General features: G+C 31.1%; 15 protein-coding genes. 3 read left to right on the forward strand and 12 right to left on the reverse strand.

Annotated features, from left to right (window positions below; all coding sequences use genetic code 11):
* Positions 1–17: 17 nt before the first annotated feature.
* The 9 genes from rplC to HMPREF0629_RS00230 all read right to left on the reverse strand — a co-directional run bounded on the left by rplC (position 18) and on the right by HMPREF0629_RS00230 (position 8,339).
* On the reverse strand, positions 18–650 hold the full coding sequence (gene rplC, locus HMPREF0629_RS00190) for a 50S ribosomal protein L3 (protein WP_009221357.1): 633 nt from the start codon (positions 648–650) through the stop codon (positions 18–20).
* Positions 651–710: 60 nt separating this feature from the next.
* The gene (rpsJ, locus tag HMPREF0629_RS00195; RefSeq protein ID WP_009221358.1) at positions 711–1,028 is read right to left on the reverse strand and encodes a 30S ribosomal protein S10; all 318 of its coding nucleotides are present in this window, start codon (positions 1,026–1,028) and stop codon (positions 711–713) included.
* Positions 1,029–1,398: 370 nt separating this feature from the next.
* Positions 1,399–1,776, reverse strand: a complete 378-nt coding sequence (locus HMPREF0629_RS00200; protein ID WP_009221359.1) for a hypothetical protein — start codon at positions 1,774–1,776, stop codon at positions 1,399–1,401.
* Positions 1,777–1,930: 154 nt separating this feature from the next.
* Complete coding sequence (locus HMPREF0629_RS00205) at positions 1,931–3,667, reverse strand: ABC transporter ATP-binding protein (RefSeq protein ID WP_009221360.1); 1,737 nt, start codon at positions 3,665–3,667, stop codon at positions 1,931–1,933.
* A complete protein-coding gene (locus tag HMPREF0629_RS00210) occupies positions 3,645–5,387 on the reverse strand; it encodes an ABC transporter ATP-binding protein (protein ID WP_009221361.1) in 1,743 nt (580 codons plus the stop codon). The genes HMPREF0629_RS00205 and HMPREF0629_RS00210 overlap by 23 nt, the downstream gene beginning before the upstream one ends.
* Before the next feature lies 1 nt (position 5,388).
* On the reverse strand, positions 5,389–6,342 hold the full coding sequence (locus HMPREF0629_RS00215) for an AraC family transcriptional regulator (protein WP_009221362.1): 954 nt from the start codon (positions 6,340–6,342) through the stop codon (positions 5,389–5,391).
* Positions 6,343–6,643: 301 nt separating this feature from the next.
* Positions 6,644–7,384, reverse strand: coding sequence for a hypothetical protein (locus HMPREF0629_RS00220; RefSeq protein WP_009221363.1), 741 nt, complete (start codon positions 7,382–7,384; stop codon positions 6,644–6,646).
* On the reverse strand, positions 7,384–8,028 hold the full coding sequence (locus tag HMPREF0629_RS00225) for a DUF1700 domain-containing protein (RefSeq protein ID WP_009221364.1): 645 nt from the start codon (positions 8,026–8,028) through the stop codon (positions 7,384–7,386). The genes HMPREF0629_RS00220 and HMPREF0629_RS00225 overlap by 1 nt, the downstream gene beginning before the upstream one ends.
* Positions 8,025–8,339 (reverse strand): PadR family transcriptional regulator, encoded by a 315-nt coding sequence (locus HMPREF0629_RS00230; RefSeq protein WP_009221365.1) that lies wholly within the window; start codon positions 8,337–8,339, stop codon positions 8,025–8,027. Before HMPREF0629_RS00230 ends, HMPREF0629_RS00225 begins: the two co-directional genes overlap by 4 nt.
* 245 nt (positions 8,340–8,584) lie before the next feature.
* On the opposite strand from HMPREF0629_RS00230, the gene HMPREF0629_RS00235 reads away from it, so the two are divergent.
* Both HMPREF0629_RS00235 and HMPREF0629_RS00240 read left to right on the forward strand, forming a co-directional pair.
* The gene (locus HMPREF0629_RS00235) at positions 8,585–9,640 is read left to right on the forward strand and encodes an NAD(P)-dependent alcohol dehydrogenase (RefSeq protein WP_009221366.1); all 1,056 of its coding nucleotides are present in this window, start codon (positions 8,585–8,587) and stop codon (positions 9,638–9,640) included.
* Positions 9,641–9,681: 41 nt separating this feature from the next.
* Positions 9,682–10,668, forward strand: a complete 987-nt coding sequence (locus tag HMPREF0629_RS00240) for a GTP-binding protein (protein WP_009221367.1) — start codon at positions 9,682–9,684, stop codon at positions 10,666–10,668.
* Positions 10,669–10,691: 23 nt separating this feature from the next.
* Here the strand turns inward: HMPREF0629_RS00240 and HMPREF0629_RS00245 are convergent, their stop codons facing one another.
* From HMPREF0629_RS00245 to pflB, 3 genes are read right to left on the reverse strand one after another with little or no spacing between them, the layout of a single operon-like run.
* Positions 10,692–11,372 (reverse strand): Crp/Fnr family transcriptional regulator, encoded by a 681-nt coding sequence (locus tag HMPREF0629_RS00245; RefSeq protein WP_009221368.1) that lies wholly within the window; start codon positions 11,370–11,372, stop codon positions 10,692–10,694.
* Between the two features lies 1 nt (position 11,373).
* Positions 11,374–12,120, reverse strand: a complete 747-nt coding sequence (gene pflA, locus HMPREF0629_RS00250; protein WP_009221369.1) for a pyruvate formate-lyase-activating protein — start codon at positions 12,118–12,120, stop codon at positions 11,374–11,376.
* A 24-nt stretch (positions 12,121–12,144) separates the two neighbouring features.
* Positions 12,145–14,388, reverse strand: a complete 2,244-nt coding sequence (gene pflB, locus HMPREF0629_RS00255; RefSeq protein ID WP_009221370.1) for a formate C-acetyltransferase — start codon at positions 14,386–14,388, stop codon at positions 12,145–12,147.
* Between the two features lie 315 nt (positions 14,389–14,703).
* On the opposite strand from pflB, the gene nox reads away from it, so the two are divergent.
* Positions 14,704–16,038, forward strand: a complete 1,335-nt coding sequence (nox, locus tag HMPREF0629_RS00260) for a H2O-forming NADH oxidase (RefSeq protein ID WP_009221371.1) — start codon at positions 14,704–14,706, stop codon at positions 16,036–16,038.
* Positions 16,039–16,103 lie beyond the last annotated feature (65 nt).

Consider the following 16,103-nt stretch of genomic DNA (forward strand, 5'->3'; position numbering starts at 1 on the left):
ATTATACCCTCCTTTCACTACTTATGAGCTTTAACAGTTTCTTTTAAAGTTACTATTCCCTTCTTAGGTCCAGGTATCGCACCCTTTACAAGAATTAAATTCTTTTCAAGATCAACTCTTACTACCTCAAGGTTTTGAACTGTAACTTGCTCATTTCCCATCTTTCCAGCCATTCTGTGATTTTTAAATACTTTTCCCGGATAAGTAGCGGCACCCATACCACCTGGCATTCTGTGGAACTTAGAACCGTGAGTTTCTCTACCACGTCCAAAGCCGTGTCTTCTTATAACACCTTGTGTTCCCTTACCCTTTGAAGTACCTGTAACATCAATAAATTCTCCAACTGAGAATAAGTCAACTTTAATTTCATCTCCGATATTATAGTTTTCAACTTCTTCAGTTCTGAATTCTCTTAAATTCTTTTTGCATTCTACGCCTGCCTTAGCGAAGTGTCCTTTTAAAGGTTTATTAACTCTTCTTTCTTTTACAAATCCTGTTGCAACTTGAACAGCATTATATCCGTCTACTTCAACAGTCTTTTTTTGAACTACTACGTTAGGCTCAGCTTCAATAACTGTTACTGGAGTAACTTTACCTTCTTCATCAAAGATTTGAGTCATCCCAATCTTTTTTCCAATTAATAATTTCAATGCTTAACCTCCTAAATTTTTACAGCGGATTGTATCAACAATCTTATAAAGAACAATTATCTATAGCTTAATTTCTATATCAACACCAGCCGGTAAGTTGAGCTTCATTAGTGAATCAACAGTCTTTTGATTTGGATTGATGATATCAATAAGACGTTTGTGAGTTCTTTGCTCAAATTGTTCTCTTGAATCCTTATACTTGTGAACTGCTCTTAATATAGTTACAACTTCCTTTTCTGTAGGTAGAGGTATTGGACCTGAAACAGTTGCACCTGTTTGTTTTGCAGCCTCTACGATTTTTGAAGCAGAACTGTCAATAAGTTCATGATCATAAGCTTTAAGTCTGATTCTAATTTTTTGTTTGCTATTGTTTGACATAATTTCCCTCCTATTCGCATAAATACGCTTCTTGCGAGAAAGGGTTATCGATAAACGCGCCCCGGTGTTTCATCGGGTACACAATAAAAGAAAAAATAACCCATCGCCTAAATCAAGTTTAGACTTCTCATTCATAATTACCTTGAAATCCCTTTTTTCCACAAGATTTCAAGCAACTTATGAAATCATCGCAATTAATTCATTTCAAACGCTCTAATATTATACAAAATACAACTATATTTGTAAAGAATTTTTTTAATTTTTTTTCGTTTTTATGTGAAATTTTTGTGAAATTTATTTATTGTTTCAATTATCAAAAAAAGATATGACTAATAGCCATATCTTTTTTAATTTTCACAAATTTTTATTACTAATTCAATTGTTCACCTTCAGATGACATAACTTCTCCCTGTTTTTCTTCTTCACTTAGTCTATCATACAAGTCAGGATAATATTTTTTCATCAATTCAAGTCCCGTAGGAGTCCAAACAAATTGTCTACCTTCTTCTTTTTCTTTAATCGCCTTTAAAATATTTTCTTTGATTTTCTCACGTTTTTCATTATAGGACATTTTTACAAAATCATTAATTTCTTCCCCGTTAGTTGCATCCGCCACATTATTATCACTTAAAGATTTTCTTGCATCTTCTCCCATAAGAACTTCCGCATAAATCGGCTGAGTAGCTAAACTTAAAAATTCTTCCTCCGCTTTACTCCCGCTCTTAACTTTAAATAAAACTGTAAGCACTATTATAATAGGTAATACAAAAAATATAGTTAATACAAAAAATTTTTTTTATTCATAAAACCTCTTTATATTAATTAATAACTTCAGTATACAATATAAATTAATTTCCTATTATAACTTTATCAAAAAAACAAATTCAATTTCAACTATCTTATCAATATAAGTATTCTTCCGTTATATTCGATCTTTGAATCATTCTGTTATACAGCTTTGAAGTTTTCATTAATTCATCGTGTTTACCTATGGATTCTACTTTTCCATTTTCCAAAACAACTATCTTATCAGCCTTTTCAATTGACTTTAATCTATGAGAAATTATTACAACAGTCTTATTCTTTATAAGAGTGTTTAATCCTTCCTGTATTTTCATTTCATTTTCTACATCAAGCGAAGCACTTATCTCATCTAAAATTATTATAGGAGCATCTTTTAATATCGCCCTTGCAATAGAAATTCTCTGTCTTTCTCCTCCGGAAAGCTTACTTCCGTTTTCTCCTATAAATGTATTGTATCCATCAGGTAATTTTTCAATAAACTCATTACAATTTGCAAGTTTTGCAGCTTTTATTACATCTTCATCACTCGCATTTTTATTTCCTATTCTGATATTTTCCATAACAGATGTATTGAATAAGGTAACATCCTGAAATACTATTGAAATTTTTTCAAAAAGCGAATCTGTATCTATATTCTTTATTTCTTTTCCGTCGATAATAATTTGCCCCTTGTCATAGTCATAAAGCCTTGACATAAGTCTTAGTATTGAAGTTTTACCGCAACCTGACGGTCCTACTAAAGCTGTGACTTCATTTTGTTTTGCAATAAACGAAACTTTATCTATTACTTTTCTCTCATCATTATAAGAAAATTCTACATCTTTAAATTCAATATCATATTGTTTAATATCAAACTTTTCTCCGCCTTGTAACTGAACACCTCTCAGTTCTTGAATTCTCTTAATTCTCGCATCTATATACAATATTTCGGCAATGTTCATATATAGCCCGCTAACTCCGTCTATTATTTTTGAAGCGGCAGCTAAATATCCGATTAAATATAACAAAGATACTTCTCCTCTAATATATAAAATACTTCCGAATAAAATTGTAAGTCCTAAAGTAAATCTGAGAACGGAACTTGACAGTGAAACAGGTATTGCTTGATAAAATTCAGATGCTATATGAATTTTTTCAGTCTTTTCAACCTTTCTATTCAGATCTTCCGCCACTTTTTCACTTTGTCCATAGCTCTTAATTTCCTGCTGAAGTTCTATAGCCTCTTGAAAACTTTCTGAATTTTCTCTCAAATTTTTATAGTATTTGGTAGTTCCATAAATTTGAAACTTTTTAGACAAAATAAGCATTATAAAACTTAACACAACCGGAATTATTACGCAAAGTCCCAATTTAAAATTTCCTGTAAGCATCATTATACTTATTACTATAAGATAAATTATAAATCCTATAACTTGAGGAATAGCATGACTCATTGCATGTTCTATATCCGATACATCCTTCATTACAGCTTGAGATAAGTCTGATATGTCATGCTTTGAAAAATAAGATAGCGGCAAAGCTTTCAAAATATTTGCAATTTCTATTCTAAGGTTTGCACTTTCCTTATAAACTTCCATATATAAAGTATTATAATTTATATAAATAATCGCATACATCGCAATAGCAAGAACTAAAATTCCGACTATATAAAAATTAATTCCGTTTAGATTATTTTCAATTAATCCCTGTATAAAATACATAATTAAAATTATCGGAGCCATATACGCAAGATACATAAAAAATGAAGATATAGATGCTCTAACAAGACCTCTTGCTCCTGTTTCAGTAAGCCCAAACATCTTTTTTATTCTGTTAATCATAAATCCTCCAATCATTCGCCTTTGCAAATAAAGCTTGCAATGCACTATATTTTCCCTCAATATTCATAAGCTCTTTATCCGTTCCTCTTTCTATTACATTTCCATCTTCAATTACTAAAATTTCATCTACATTTCTAATGGAACTGAGTCTGTGTGCTATCATTATTACAGTCTTATCTTTCATAAGGTTTGAAAAAGCTTGTTGTATTTCGTATTCATTTTCAGGATCAGCCGCAGCTGATGCTTCATCAAGTATTATAATATTTGCATTTTTTAAAATTGCTCTTGCAATAGCAATTCTCTGGATTTCTCCACCGGATAAATATACTCCTTTAGACCCTATAACAGTATTCTCTCTATCCTTAAACTTATCCAGAATGTCGTCACATCTTGCACTTTTTAAGGCATTCATAACATCCTCATAGCTTGCATTCTCATTTCCCATCTTAACATTTTCAAATATTGTTGTTTTAAACAGCTTTGAATTTTGGAATACAAAGGCAATATTACTCATAAGTGCTTTTTGAGAATATTCGCTTATATTTCTTTCTCCAATCAAAATATCGCCTTCATTCACCTTATAAAATCCGGAAATAAGCTTTGCTATTGTTGACTTTCCGCTTCCTGATGAACCTACAAGTGCATATACTCTTTTATCTTTTAATGAAAAACTTACATTTTTTAATACATAATCATCTTCATATTTAAAAGATACATTTTTAAATTCTATGTTATAACTGTCAAATTTTTCTATATTTCCATGTTTTAAATTTTCAACAGACATCCCTTCAAATAGTTTTTCAAGTTTTTCTACAGCTGAGACTCCCATATATTGATACATTCCAACATACATTATTTTCATAAAACATGTGAACATAATCCCTGCAAAACACATAAAGAAAACTGTCTTAGCTAATACAAACTTCGGATTTACTCCTCTATTCAAAAAATAAATTGCAAAAGGTATTGAAATTACAGCAAAAATATTAAATAAAACTTGAAATGCAACATATGGTGTTCTGCAACTTATTGTATAGTTAAAGGCATATTTGGAATAACTCATTATAGATTCATAAAATGCTTTAAATGAATGAATTGTACTTCTAAATATCTTTACCACTTGCATACCTCTAACATACTCAACAGCTTCACTATTTAATTTTTCAAGAGATGCCATATATGTTGCCATAAATTCTTTATTACCCATCATCCAATTTACTTCAATTCCACCTATAACAATCAAAATTATAATAGCTATTCCAAACTTTATATCTACCATAAAAGTTATCATTACCATTAAAATCGGTGTTATTACAGCTCCAACAAGATCGGGAATTAAATGCGCAACAATCATATGAGTTTCTGCCGCATTATCATCTATAATTTTTCTTATCTTTCCCGATGAATTCATATCAAAGAATGCAAATGATGAATTCATCAGATATTTTATTCCTACTTTTCTCAAATTTGTTTCAAGCCTAAATGCAAGCAAATGTGATGCCCAAAGCGCAAAGAAATATACTATCGAATTGGCAATCATCATTACTACTATTAGTACAGCATAATATTTTGAATTTTCTACATTACCGTTTACTATAAGTTCATTTAAAAATTTCCAAAAATACCAATATGGACCCATTAATAAAAAACATGAAATAACCGACAATATCATTGAAATATACGCATCATGCTTTTTTTCAGGAACATAACTCAACAATTTTTTATAAGTATTCATACTACCTCCTCATATTTCTAAATTTAGAAGGACTACATCCTTTCATGTCCTTAAAAATTTTTGAAAACTTACTTACATTTGAATATCCAAGTAAATTTGCTATTTCAGTTATGGATTTTTCAGATTCTTTAAGCAAAATTTCAGCTTCATTTATCTTGTAATCAATCAAATATGAATTTATCGGCATACCATAAATTTCTTTAAACAACTTTTTAAGAGTAGTCATCGAGATATTAAACTTCTCTGAAATAAATTCAATAGTATATCTCTTAGATAAATCGCCAATCAAAAAACTTCTTATATCCTTTACTTTTTTCACCTGAGAACTTTTATAATATGTCAAAACATCTTTCTCAGATGTGTCTAAATTTTGAATATAATTTAAAATTTCAATAAGCTTTATTCTATATGTATTTACATTCAAAAAATCATGTGAATTAAATCCATATAAAATTTCATTTATTCTCGGATTATCTCTTTTCATATAAGTTTTATGAATTTTAAACTTTTCATAAATTTCTAATATATCCACTCCAAATAAACTGAATATATTTTTAGTATGTTCGTTTATATTATTTATAGATATCATATAGGTAATTCCCTTAAATTTTTTCATAGGAAAACTATACGACTGTACAGATAAGGGACACGTATCTACCATAAAAGACTTTTTAGACAAGTATGTATATCTATTATCTTTTAGTCCCCACTCAATTCTTCCCTCTAAACAATAAGATAAATTTAAGTTTTCTATATAAATCTCTTCCGGCGATATATATGAAACAACATCCTCATAATCTGTAATAGCAACAAGTACACCATCAAATATTTCAGCACAATACATATCAAGTTTCTCGCCATTTTTCCCTGTAAATTTATAAAACTTATTTTCTTCTCCCACAAAGCGGAGACCTTTAATATCCATAACATTTATTATAAAATCAAGTCCAAGCATAAAATCACCTTTTTTTGATATTCATTATCATAATAATAAACTAATTATAATCTCATGTCTACTCTAAAAAGATATTTTTAGCCCAATCAGACATTTTTGCATAAAAAAACAGCACCCGTATCAATCAGTGCTGCCATTAAATCTTTAATTTTAATTATTAACTGTAATTATAGCTTAATTAACAAAATTACATTAATCTCAAAATCTATTTATATTTATTAAAAACTCACAAATTATATTATATATATTTTTTCATAGCTTTCACATGCGTCTAAAAATATAGTTATAATAAAATCTATAGCTATTCAGATATATAAACTTCTCCATTTACCATTTCTATATCAATTTCATCACGCCCATTTCCAATTTTTTTATTAAATTCATGTACACCTCCTACGGAGATACGAGATTCATCTAAAAATTTTATTACTCCATTTACAGCTTCCACACTTATAACCGCATCTATTTTTTTAAAGTTTATACTAACAATACCATTTATTGTCTCTATATTTGCGTTATAAGATTCTTCTGCATTCAAATTTATAGCTCCATTTGTAAAATCAACATCCAAATTTTTCAAAACTCCATCCACATCAATACTTCCATTTACAGAATCAATCTTTACAGCTAAACTTTTAGGATCAGTTGTATAAAATACAATCTTAAATACATTTTTATTAGTGGACTTGATTTCATCGACCTTACATTCAAAGCCTCCATCATCTTTTGACGTACTGATATTTATATACTTTCTAAAATCCGCATTAGGTATTTTAGAATATAATTCATATTTGTCTTCTTCAGATTCAACTATTGCAATAGATAAATTGGTAGAGTTTATTTTTATGCTGTCAAATTTTCCGTTCTCTTTTAAAACCGATTTATATTCTCTATCCATTTGATTAGAAATAGAATTATTCCAATAATCTTCACAAAAAACTTTATCTTTTACATTTTTATAATCAAATGCAAAAAATGAACCTACTGTTAAACACGAAAATACAACTGCCACTATAGCTGTTTTTGTCATAAAATCTCTCATTACATTTCTCTCCTCTTGTTAATCTTCCATCTTATTGCAACGAAAATATTTTTTATTCCCTTTATAACAGTTTTAAATAATTTAATTGCAAGGCCTATAAATAATACACCTATTGTTATCAGTGAAATAGTAGCAAAAATTTTTGTTATCGGATTTATCTCCATAAAAATTGAAGGGATTGAAATAAAATTAGGATATATTACCGTCGGTATTAATGACAAAGGAAGAGCTAATCCGACAAGTATAAAACTTCCGCCAATCGCTATTATAGAAGCCAAAAGTCCAAATATCGCTCCAAATATACCCATCCCAACTCCAAGTATCGGTCCTAAAAATATAATACCGCCAATTACTATTAATATAATTAACAGCGTATCATTAGAAGACTTTTTCTTTTTTTCTCTATTCTCAGTGTAATCATAATCTTGCATCTGAACCTTTAACTTTTTACCTTCATTCTTCATATAATCCTTAGCAATTAACTCCGGCGCTCCAAGCTCATCACATATTTGTTCCTCGCTCTTTCCCCTTTCAACGGCAAAAGAAAAATGTTCTTCATAATCTGAAATAATATCATCTACTACTATTCTCGGCATATCTTTTAAATAATATCTAAGTAAATCTAAAAACTCCTTCTTTTTCATATCTGTCTCCTTAAAATAAAATTAACACTTTTTATAAAATCATCCCACTCTTTCAATTGAAAGATACACTCATCTTTTCCGGCATCAGTAAGCTTATAATACTTCCTCGGCGGTCCGCTTTGAGATTCTTCAAGGTATGTCTCGACATATCTCTCATCTTTTAATCTCCTAAGTAGAGGATATATAGTTCCTTCCGATATATTTACGTGTGTGGAAATTTCTTCTACAAGCTCATAGCCATACATATCTTTTTCCATTAAAAGAGACAGTACAAGCAGCTCTAATACCCCTTTTTTAAATTGAATATTCATACTATTACCTCACTTTATAATTGCATTATATCATTTAGTACCTTTTAATACAAGATACTAAATTAAACTTAATATTAGATTTTCCTACATAGTTCCATTTTATAAATAAAAGTATATATTTTGTAACTATCTCCAAATGATTTGATATAATATACTAAGTATTACTTTAGTTTTTTTTCAAAATATATTGTAATGCATATGCTAATGTATTAAAATATTACCAAACGATATAAGGAGGTTTTACTATGAAAGGTTTTGCAATGTTAGGTATAGGTCAAACCGGATGGATTGAGAAAGAACGTCCTGTTTGCGGTCCGTTAGATGCTTTAGTTAGACCGTTAGCTCTTTCCCCATGTACATCAGATGTTCATACTGTATGGGAAGGCGCAATCGGTGATAGACATGATATGATTTTAGGTCATGAAGGCTGTGGAATAGTTGAAGAAGTAGGCTCTCTTGTAAAAGATTTTAAACCCGGCGACAGAGTTATGGTTGCTGCAATAACTCCCGATTGGAGTTCACTTGAGGCGCAAGCCGGATATTCAATGCACTCCGGCGGAATGCTTGCAGGTTGGAAATTTTCCAACTTTAAAGACGGAGTATTTGGAGAACTGTTTCATGTAAATGATGCAGATGGAAATCTTGCACACTTACCTGATTCAATATCGCCTGAAGAAGCTTGTATGTTATCTGATATGGTTCCTACAGGATTCCATGGCGTAGAACTTGCAGATGTACAATTCGGAGATACAGTTCTTGTCGTTGGAATCGGTCCTGTCGGATTAATGGCAGTTGCCGGAGCAAACTTAAGAGGAGCTTCAAGAATAATTTGTGTCGGTACAAGACAAATTTGCAGAGATGTCGCTAAAGGATATGGCGCTACAGACTTTATCGGATATAAAGACGGTTCTATTGACGAACAGGTTCTTGCTCTAACAGATGGAAAAGGCGTTGATAAGGCAATTATTGCCGGCGGCGGAGTTGAAACATTTGAACCTGTTATCAAATGTTTAAAACCGGGTGGAAAAATCGGTAATGTAAACTATCTTGGAAGCGGTACTTACATCAATATTCCTCGTGTTGAATGGGGTGTAGGTATGGGACATAAACAAATTCTTGGCGGTTTAATGCCAGGCGGACGTTTAAGACTTGAAAAACTTGCATCTCTTATCGAATGTGGAAAGCTTGATGTAAAACCAATGCTTACACATAAATTCAAAGGATTTGAACATGTTGAAGATGCTTTGATGCTAATGAAAAACAAGCCAAGCGATTTAATTAAACCTGTTGTAGTTTTATAAATTTTCTGAGAGGTCTTCGGACCTCTCATTTAGGTGATAGAATGAAAATATTATTGATATCCGGATTTTTAGGTTCGGGAAAAACCAGTTTTATAAAGGCAATGTCAAAAGCCACAAAAAGGCAATTCGTAATAGTCGAAAATGAATTTGGAGATATGGGAATTGACGGAGAAATATTAAAATCCGATACTTTGAATTCTAAAAATACAGATATGAAAATTTGGGAGCTTTCAGAAGGATGTATATGTTGTTCACTAAACCTGGACTTTACACATTCAGTTTTAACAATAGCAAATACATTAAATCCGGACTATCTGATCGTTGAACCGAGCGGAGTAGCTTTCCCAAGTAAAATCATATCCCAATTGCGCAAAATATGTTATGAAAGAATTGAACTGTTGCCCCTGATTACAATAATAGATGCATATCATTACAAAAACAGTAAAAAAGATTTTCCCGATTATTTTTATGATCAACTTAACAACGCATCCTCTATTATATTAAGCAAGTCGGAATCGATGGATTATAATAATTTTTTGTCCATAAAAAATGAACTTAATATAGACGATAAAACTTTTTTTCCAACTACTCACTATTCAAAATGGAGCGAAGATATATGGTTTAATCTTCTAAATGGAAATATAGATTATACAAGAGAAAATAAAATCTCAAACATCGAAATTACAAAAGAGCAACAACTTGATAACATCAGTATAACAAATATAGGAATAACTAATCCTGCAACGCTTACAATCGCATTAAGCATACTTATTTCCGGCACTCTCGGAAAAATTGTAAGAGCAAAAGGATACTTTAAAGCCGGTCGTGATTGGATAAAATTTGACCTTGTTGACGGCAGCTATGCAATAACAGGTTGTACTCCAATGCCGGATAACAGAGTTGTCGTAATCGGAAACAATCTTAACAAATCCTCAATTAAAATGCTGTTTGAAAATAAAGTAATAAAAAAATTAAAGAACATATCTGCAATTAAAAGTAAAAATTTAAGCATAAAAAATAGAAGATGATAAAATCATCTTCCTTTTTATATTTAAATAGTCATATCATATAAAGCTTCAAGATCTTCTATTAATATTTTCCCTTTCGGCAACAAACTTATTATATTCATAGTTTCAAAATGATTGAGTTTTCTACTTATCGTTTCTCTTGACACTCCGGTATATGAACCGAGTTCTTCTCTATTTATGTTCAAATCTAATAAAATTTTATTATTTTTCTTCTTTCCGCATATTTTTATTAAGTCTATAAGAAGCTTTGCCACTTTCATATCCGCATTAATTACAGACAATCTGTCTATAAGTTCTTCAGATTTTCTTATCCTGTAATAAGACTGATCTAAAAGTTTGCGCAAAATTTTTACATTTTTTAACAATATATCTTCAAAATCTTCTTTATGAATTATTATTATTTTAGTATCTGTGAGTGCCACCGATGTATATACATAACGATCTCCGGAAATTATATTAAATCCGCCTACAAAATCTCCTTCCTTGTATATATAGAGAATTTGCTCTCTTCCGTCTGATAAAAACATGGAAATTTTCATAAAACCATCATAAACTATATACATTTGCCTTGCTTCATCTTTAGATCTGAATATATATTCTCCTTTTTTAAATTCTTTAATCCGGGGTTTTGAAATAAATCTCTTTATCTCTTCCTCAGTTAAATATTTAAGTAAAGGTGTTTTTTTGTAATCTATAGTATCCATCCTAAATCACCTTATGATATTTTACCTCATAAGATTGTAACACATCATTTGCATATTCTTCAAGTTCCTTGGCTACATTCTTGTCCATAGCTTCCATATCTTTCAGCTTATATTCAATCCCCAAATCCTCATACTTATGGACTCCCATTGTATGGTATGGAAGAATTTCTATTTTTTCAATTTTATCTTTTATCGGAGCAATAAATTCGCACAACTTATCCATATGATATTTACTGTCGGTAACTTTCGGCATCATAACATGTCTTATCCAAACAGGTGTGTTATGTCTTTCTACCGCCTCAATAAATTTTTTAAGAGGAGATATATTTCTTTCTGTTATATTTTTAAATCCGATAGCATTATAATGCTTTATATCAAGCAAAATTAAATCCGCCTCTTCAATTATCTCATCATAATACTTCTGATCTCCAACTCCCGATGTATCTACTGTAACATGAATCCCCTCAGCTTTTACCGCTTTTATCGCATCTAATAAAAATTTGCCGTCAAGTGTCGGTTCTCCTCCCGAAAAAGTTACTCCTCCCTTACCGTTTCTAAAATAAGGTTTCATTTTCCTTGACCTCTCAACTATTTCTTCAACAGTTATATTTCTTCCTCCAAAGGGATTTTGAGTATCTACATTGTGACAAAATGCACATCTTAAAGGACAACCCTGCAAGAAAAACACCGTTCTTACACCCGGTCCGTCAAAGACTGCAAATGTTTCAATTGAATGTAATTTTGCCATGGTTGCCCTCCATAATAATTATATCTAAGCTCTTTGATGGAAAGTTCTTGAAAGAACTTCTCTCTTTTGTTCATCAGATAGACGATTGAAATGTACTGCATATCCGCTTACTCTTATAGTTAAGTTAGGATATTTTTCAGGATTTTCATAAGCGTCCATCAACTTTTCTTTATTTAGAACATTTACATTCAGATGGAATGCCTTTTGTCCAAAATAGCCGTCCATTATTGTAACTAAATTATCTACTTTTGCCTTATCACTCTTTCCAAGTGCATCAGGTACAATTGTAAACGTATTTGAAATTCCGTCTTCGCAAATTTCTTCATATGGAATTTTTGCTACCGAGTTAAGTGAAGCCAATGCTCCATTTTCATCTCTTCCGTGCATCGGATTAGCTCCCGGTGCAAATGGTTCACCCTTCTTTCTTCCATCAGGTGTTGTACCTGTTTTTTTACCGTACATTACATTTGAAGTTATTGTAAGAATTGAAAGAGTGTGTCTTGCATTTTTATATGTCGGAGTCTTTTTTAATTCAGAACTGAATTTTTTAACTATTGCTACTGCCAAGTCATCCACTCTGTCATCATCATTTCCATACTTAGGGAATTCTCCGACAGTTTCAAAATCAACCGCTAATCCGTTTTCATCTCTAATAGGTTTTACCTTTGCATACTTAATTGCTGAAAGCGAATCTGCCGCTATTGAGAGCCCCGCAACTCCACATGCCATATTAATTCTTATATTCGTATCATGAAGCGCCATTTGACCTGCCTCATAAGCATATTTATCATGCATAAAGTGAATTGTATTTAAAGTATTTATATAAAGAGGTGCCAATTTTTCCATAACACGTTCATAGTTTGCAAATACTTCATCAAAATCCAAAACTTCAGAAGTTATAGGTTCTATTCCGTCAAATACTCTTATCGGATTTCCGTCTTTGTCCTTCTTAATTTCATCTACTCCGCCATTGATAGCATATAAAAGTGATTTTGCAAGATTTGCTCTTGCTCCGAAGAATTGCATCTCTTTTCCGACTTTCATGGCACTTACACAACAAGCTATTGCATAATCATCGCCATATAACGGTCTCATCAACTCATCACTTTCATATTGAATAGAATCTGTTAAAATACTAATTTTTGCACAATATTTCTTAAACGCCTCCGGAAGATTTTCAGACCAAAGTATAGTCATATTCGGTTCCGGTGCAGGATTTAAGTTAATAAGTGTGTGCAAAAATCTGAATGAAGTTTTTGTTACTAAAGGTCTTCCATCTAAACCGATTCCCGCTATTGATTCTGTTATCCAGTTCGGATCTCCACCGAATAATTCATCATAATCAGGAGTTCTAAGATGTCTTACAATTCTCAATTTTATAACGAATTGGTCAATAAGCTCTTGTGCTCCGACTTCATCCAAAATTCCTCTTTCCATATCTCTTTCAATATAAATATCAATGAAGTTTGTATTTCTTCCAAGGCTCATTGCAGCTCCGTTGTTTTCTTTTACCGCTGCAAGATAACCCATATATAAATATTGAACAGCTTCTGTTGCATTTGTAGCAGGTTTAGAAATATCTACTCCATATTTCATCGCCATATCCTTAATTTTTTGAAGAGCTCTTATTTGTTCAGAAACTTCTTCTCTAAGTCTAATAGTTGCCTCAAGCGCATTACCCGTAATATTTTCCTTGTCCTTTTGTTTTTCTTCAATTAATCTGTCTATACCGTAAAGGGCAATTCTTCTATAATCGCCAATTATTCTTCCTCGACCGTAAGCATCGGGAAGACCTGTAAGCAGACCTACTGTTCTTGCCTTTCTTGTTTGAGTTGTATATGCATCAAAAACTCCCTCATTATGAGTTTTTCTAAATTCCTTAAAATATTTTTGAGCAGTTTCATCCATCTTTAGTCCATAAGCATCTAAAGATTCCTGAACCATTCTATATCCTCCATAAGGATTTACAATTCTCTTTAAAGGTTCATCAGTTTGAAGTCCGACTATAACTTCATTATCTTTATCGATATATCCGGCTTCATAAGCATCAATAGCCGAAAATTTAGTTGTATCAGCTTTTCTCTTATTATTTTTTATTTCATCAAGAATAAGTTTATCAACCTTGTCCCATAATTTAGCGGTTTTTTCTGATTTTCCTTCTAAAAAACTTTCATCATTTGTATATGGCTTGTAGTTGTCTTGAATAAAAGCTCTAACATCTATACTTTCTTGCCATTTAGTTCCTTTAAAACCTTCATATGCGTTCATAATATCTTCCTCCTATATGTAATTTGTGAAAAGGTATTCTTAATTTCAAAATAAGTATAGTACAAGATTAAATATAGATATGTGATTCTAATCACAATGAGTTAAAAAGATAACAAATTTTTACACCTTGTAAAAAATATCTGTAATAAAATACAAATATTTTCAGGAAAAAGTTATCTCATATAAAATTTACAATAAATAAATCACATCTGCTATTAAAAAGTAAATAAACTATACTTAAATAGTTTACTTTTGTTTGACTATATGTTAAAATGTTGACGAATTATTTTTAAGAACATAAACAGGGAGGATATTATGAGTAAAATTGTAGTAATAGGAGCAAATCATGCCGGTACTGCATGTATAAACACAATACTTGGAGCAAAAACAAAAGATGAGGTAGTAGTATTTGATAGAAACAACAACATAAGCTTTTTAGGCTGTGGTATGGCATTGTGGATTGGAAACCAAATTCATAGCGGAGACGGTCTTTTCTATTCAAATAAAGAAAAACTTGAAGCAGCAGGTGCAAAAGTAAATATGGAGTCGGAAATAAAATCAATTGACTTTGAAGACAAAAAAGTAAACGCAGTCTTAAAAGATGGAACAACAGTTTCAGAAAGCTATGATAAATTGGTATTAGCTACAGGTTCAATACCTGTAGTGCCAAATATTCCGGGAAAAGATTTAGAAAATGTACAACTTGTAAAACTATATCAAAATGCACAAGAAGTAATTGAAAAATTAAAAAATCCTGAAATAAAAAACATTACAGTTGTAGGAGCGGGATATATCGGTGTTGAACTTGCAGAGGCATTTGAAAGACACGGAAAGAATGTTACTTTAATTGATGTTTGTGATACTGTACTTGCATCATACTATGACAAAGAATTTAGCCAAAAGATGCAAGATGTTCTTGTAAATCATGGAATTAAAACTGTTTTTGAAGAAACGGTAATAGAAATAAAAGGTGACGGAAAAGTAGAATCGGTTGTTACAGATAAAGGTGAATATAAATCTGATATGGTAATTCTTTCAATAGGATTTAAACCGAACAACGAACTTGGAAAAGAAAAACTTGAATTATTTAAAAACGGTGCATACCTTGTCAACAAGAAACAAGAAACAAGCATTAAAGATGTTTATGCTATCGGGGATTGTGCAACAGTATATGACAATACCATCGGAGATCGAAACTACATTGCACTTGCAACAAATGCGGTACGTTCCGGAATAGTTGCCGCAAGCAATATCGTAGGAACTGAACTTGAAACAATAGGAGTACAAGGTTCAAACGGAATCTCAATCTACGACTATAAAATGGTATCAACAGGGCTTAGTGTTAAAAAAGCAAATTCTCTCGGAATTGAAGTTGAATATGTCGACTTTAACGACTTGCAAAAACCGGAATTTATTGAAACAGAAAATCCTGAAGTAAAAATCAGAATAGTATATGATAAAAAAACAAGAGTAATACTTGGAGCACAAATTGCATCATACTATGATATGTCCATGGGAATTCATATGTTTTCACTTGCAATACAAGAAAAAACTACAGTAGATAAATTAAAATTACTTGATATTTTCTTTTTACCACACTTCAACAAACCGTACAATTATATAACAATGGCAGCATTAAACGCAAAATAATAAACGACCTATCATCAGGATAAGTCGATACAAACCAATATACTACCATAATCATAAAAAAAAAA

Origin of the sequence: Peptoniphilus sp. oral taxon 386 str. F0131 (assembly GCF_000090945.1) — a bacterium.
In the GTDB taxonomy this organism is placed as follows: Bacteria; Bacillota; Clostridia; order Tissierellales; family Peptoniphilaceae; genus Anaerosphaera; species Anaerosphaera mikwangii.

Excerpts from the sequence above, each read along its gene's own strand:
- rpsJ (WP_009221358.1), bottom strand. The coding sequence starts at position 1,028 with ATGTCAAACAATAGCAAACAAAAAATTAGAATCAGACTTAAAGCTTAT.
- HMPREF0629_RS00205 (WP_009221360.1), bottom strand. The coding sequence starts at position 3,667 with ATGATTGGAGGATTTATGATTAACAGAATAAAAAAGATGTTTGGGCTT.
- HMPREF0629_RS00210 (WP_009221361.1), bottom strand. The coding sequence starts at position 5,387 with ATGAATACTTATAAAAAATTGTTGAGTTATGTTCCTGAAAAAAAGCAT.
- HMPREF0629_RS00215 (WP_009221362.1), bottom strand. The coding sequence starts at position 6,342 with ATGCTTGGACTTGATTTTATAATAAATGTTATGGATATTAAAGGTCTC.
- HMPREF0629_RS00220 (WP_009221363.1), bottom strand. The coding sequence starts at position 7,384 with ATGAGAGATTTTATGACAAAAACAGCTATAGTGGCAGTTGTATTTTCG.
- HMPREF0629_RS00225 (WP_009221364.1), bottom strand. The coding sequence starts at position 8,028 with ATGAAAAAGAAGGAGTTTTTAGATTTACTTAGATATTATTTAAAAGAT.
- HMPREF0629_RS00230 (WP_009221365.1), bottom strand. The coding sequence starts at position 8,339 with ATGAATATTCAATTTAAAAAAGGGGTATTAGAGCTGCTTGTACTGTCT.
- HMPREF0629_RS00235 (WP_009221366.1), top strand. The coding sequence starts at position 8,585 with ATGAAAGGTTTTGCAATGTTAGGTATAGGTCAAACCGGATGGATTGAG.
- HMPREF0629_RS00240 (WP_009221367.1), top strand. The coding sequence starts at position 9,682 with ATGAAAATATTATTGATATCCGGATTTTTAGGTTCGGGAAAAACCAGT.
- HMPREF0629_RS00245 (WP_009221368.1), bottom strand. The coding sequence starts at position 11,372 with ATGGATACTATAGATTACAAAAAAACACCTTTACTTAAATATTTAACT.
- pflA (WP_009221369.1), bottom strand. The coding sequence starts at position 12,120 with ATGGCAAAATTACATTCAATTGAAACATTTGCAGTCTTTGACGGACCG.
- pflB (WP_009221370.1), bottom strand. The coding sequence starts at position 14,388 with ATGAACGCATATGAAGGTTTTAAAGGAACTAAATGGCAAGAAAGTATA.
- nox (WP_009221371.1), top strand. The coding sequence starts at position 14,704 with ATGAGTAAAATTGTAGTAATAGGAGCAAATCATGCCGGTACTGCATGT.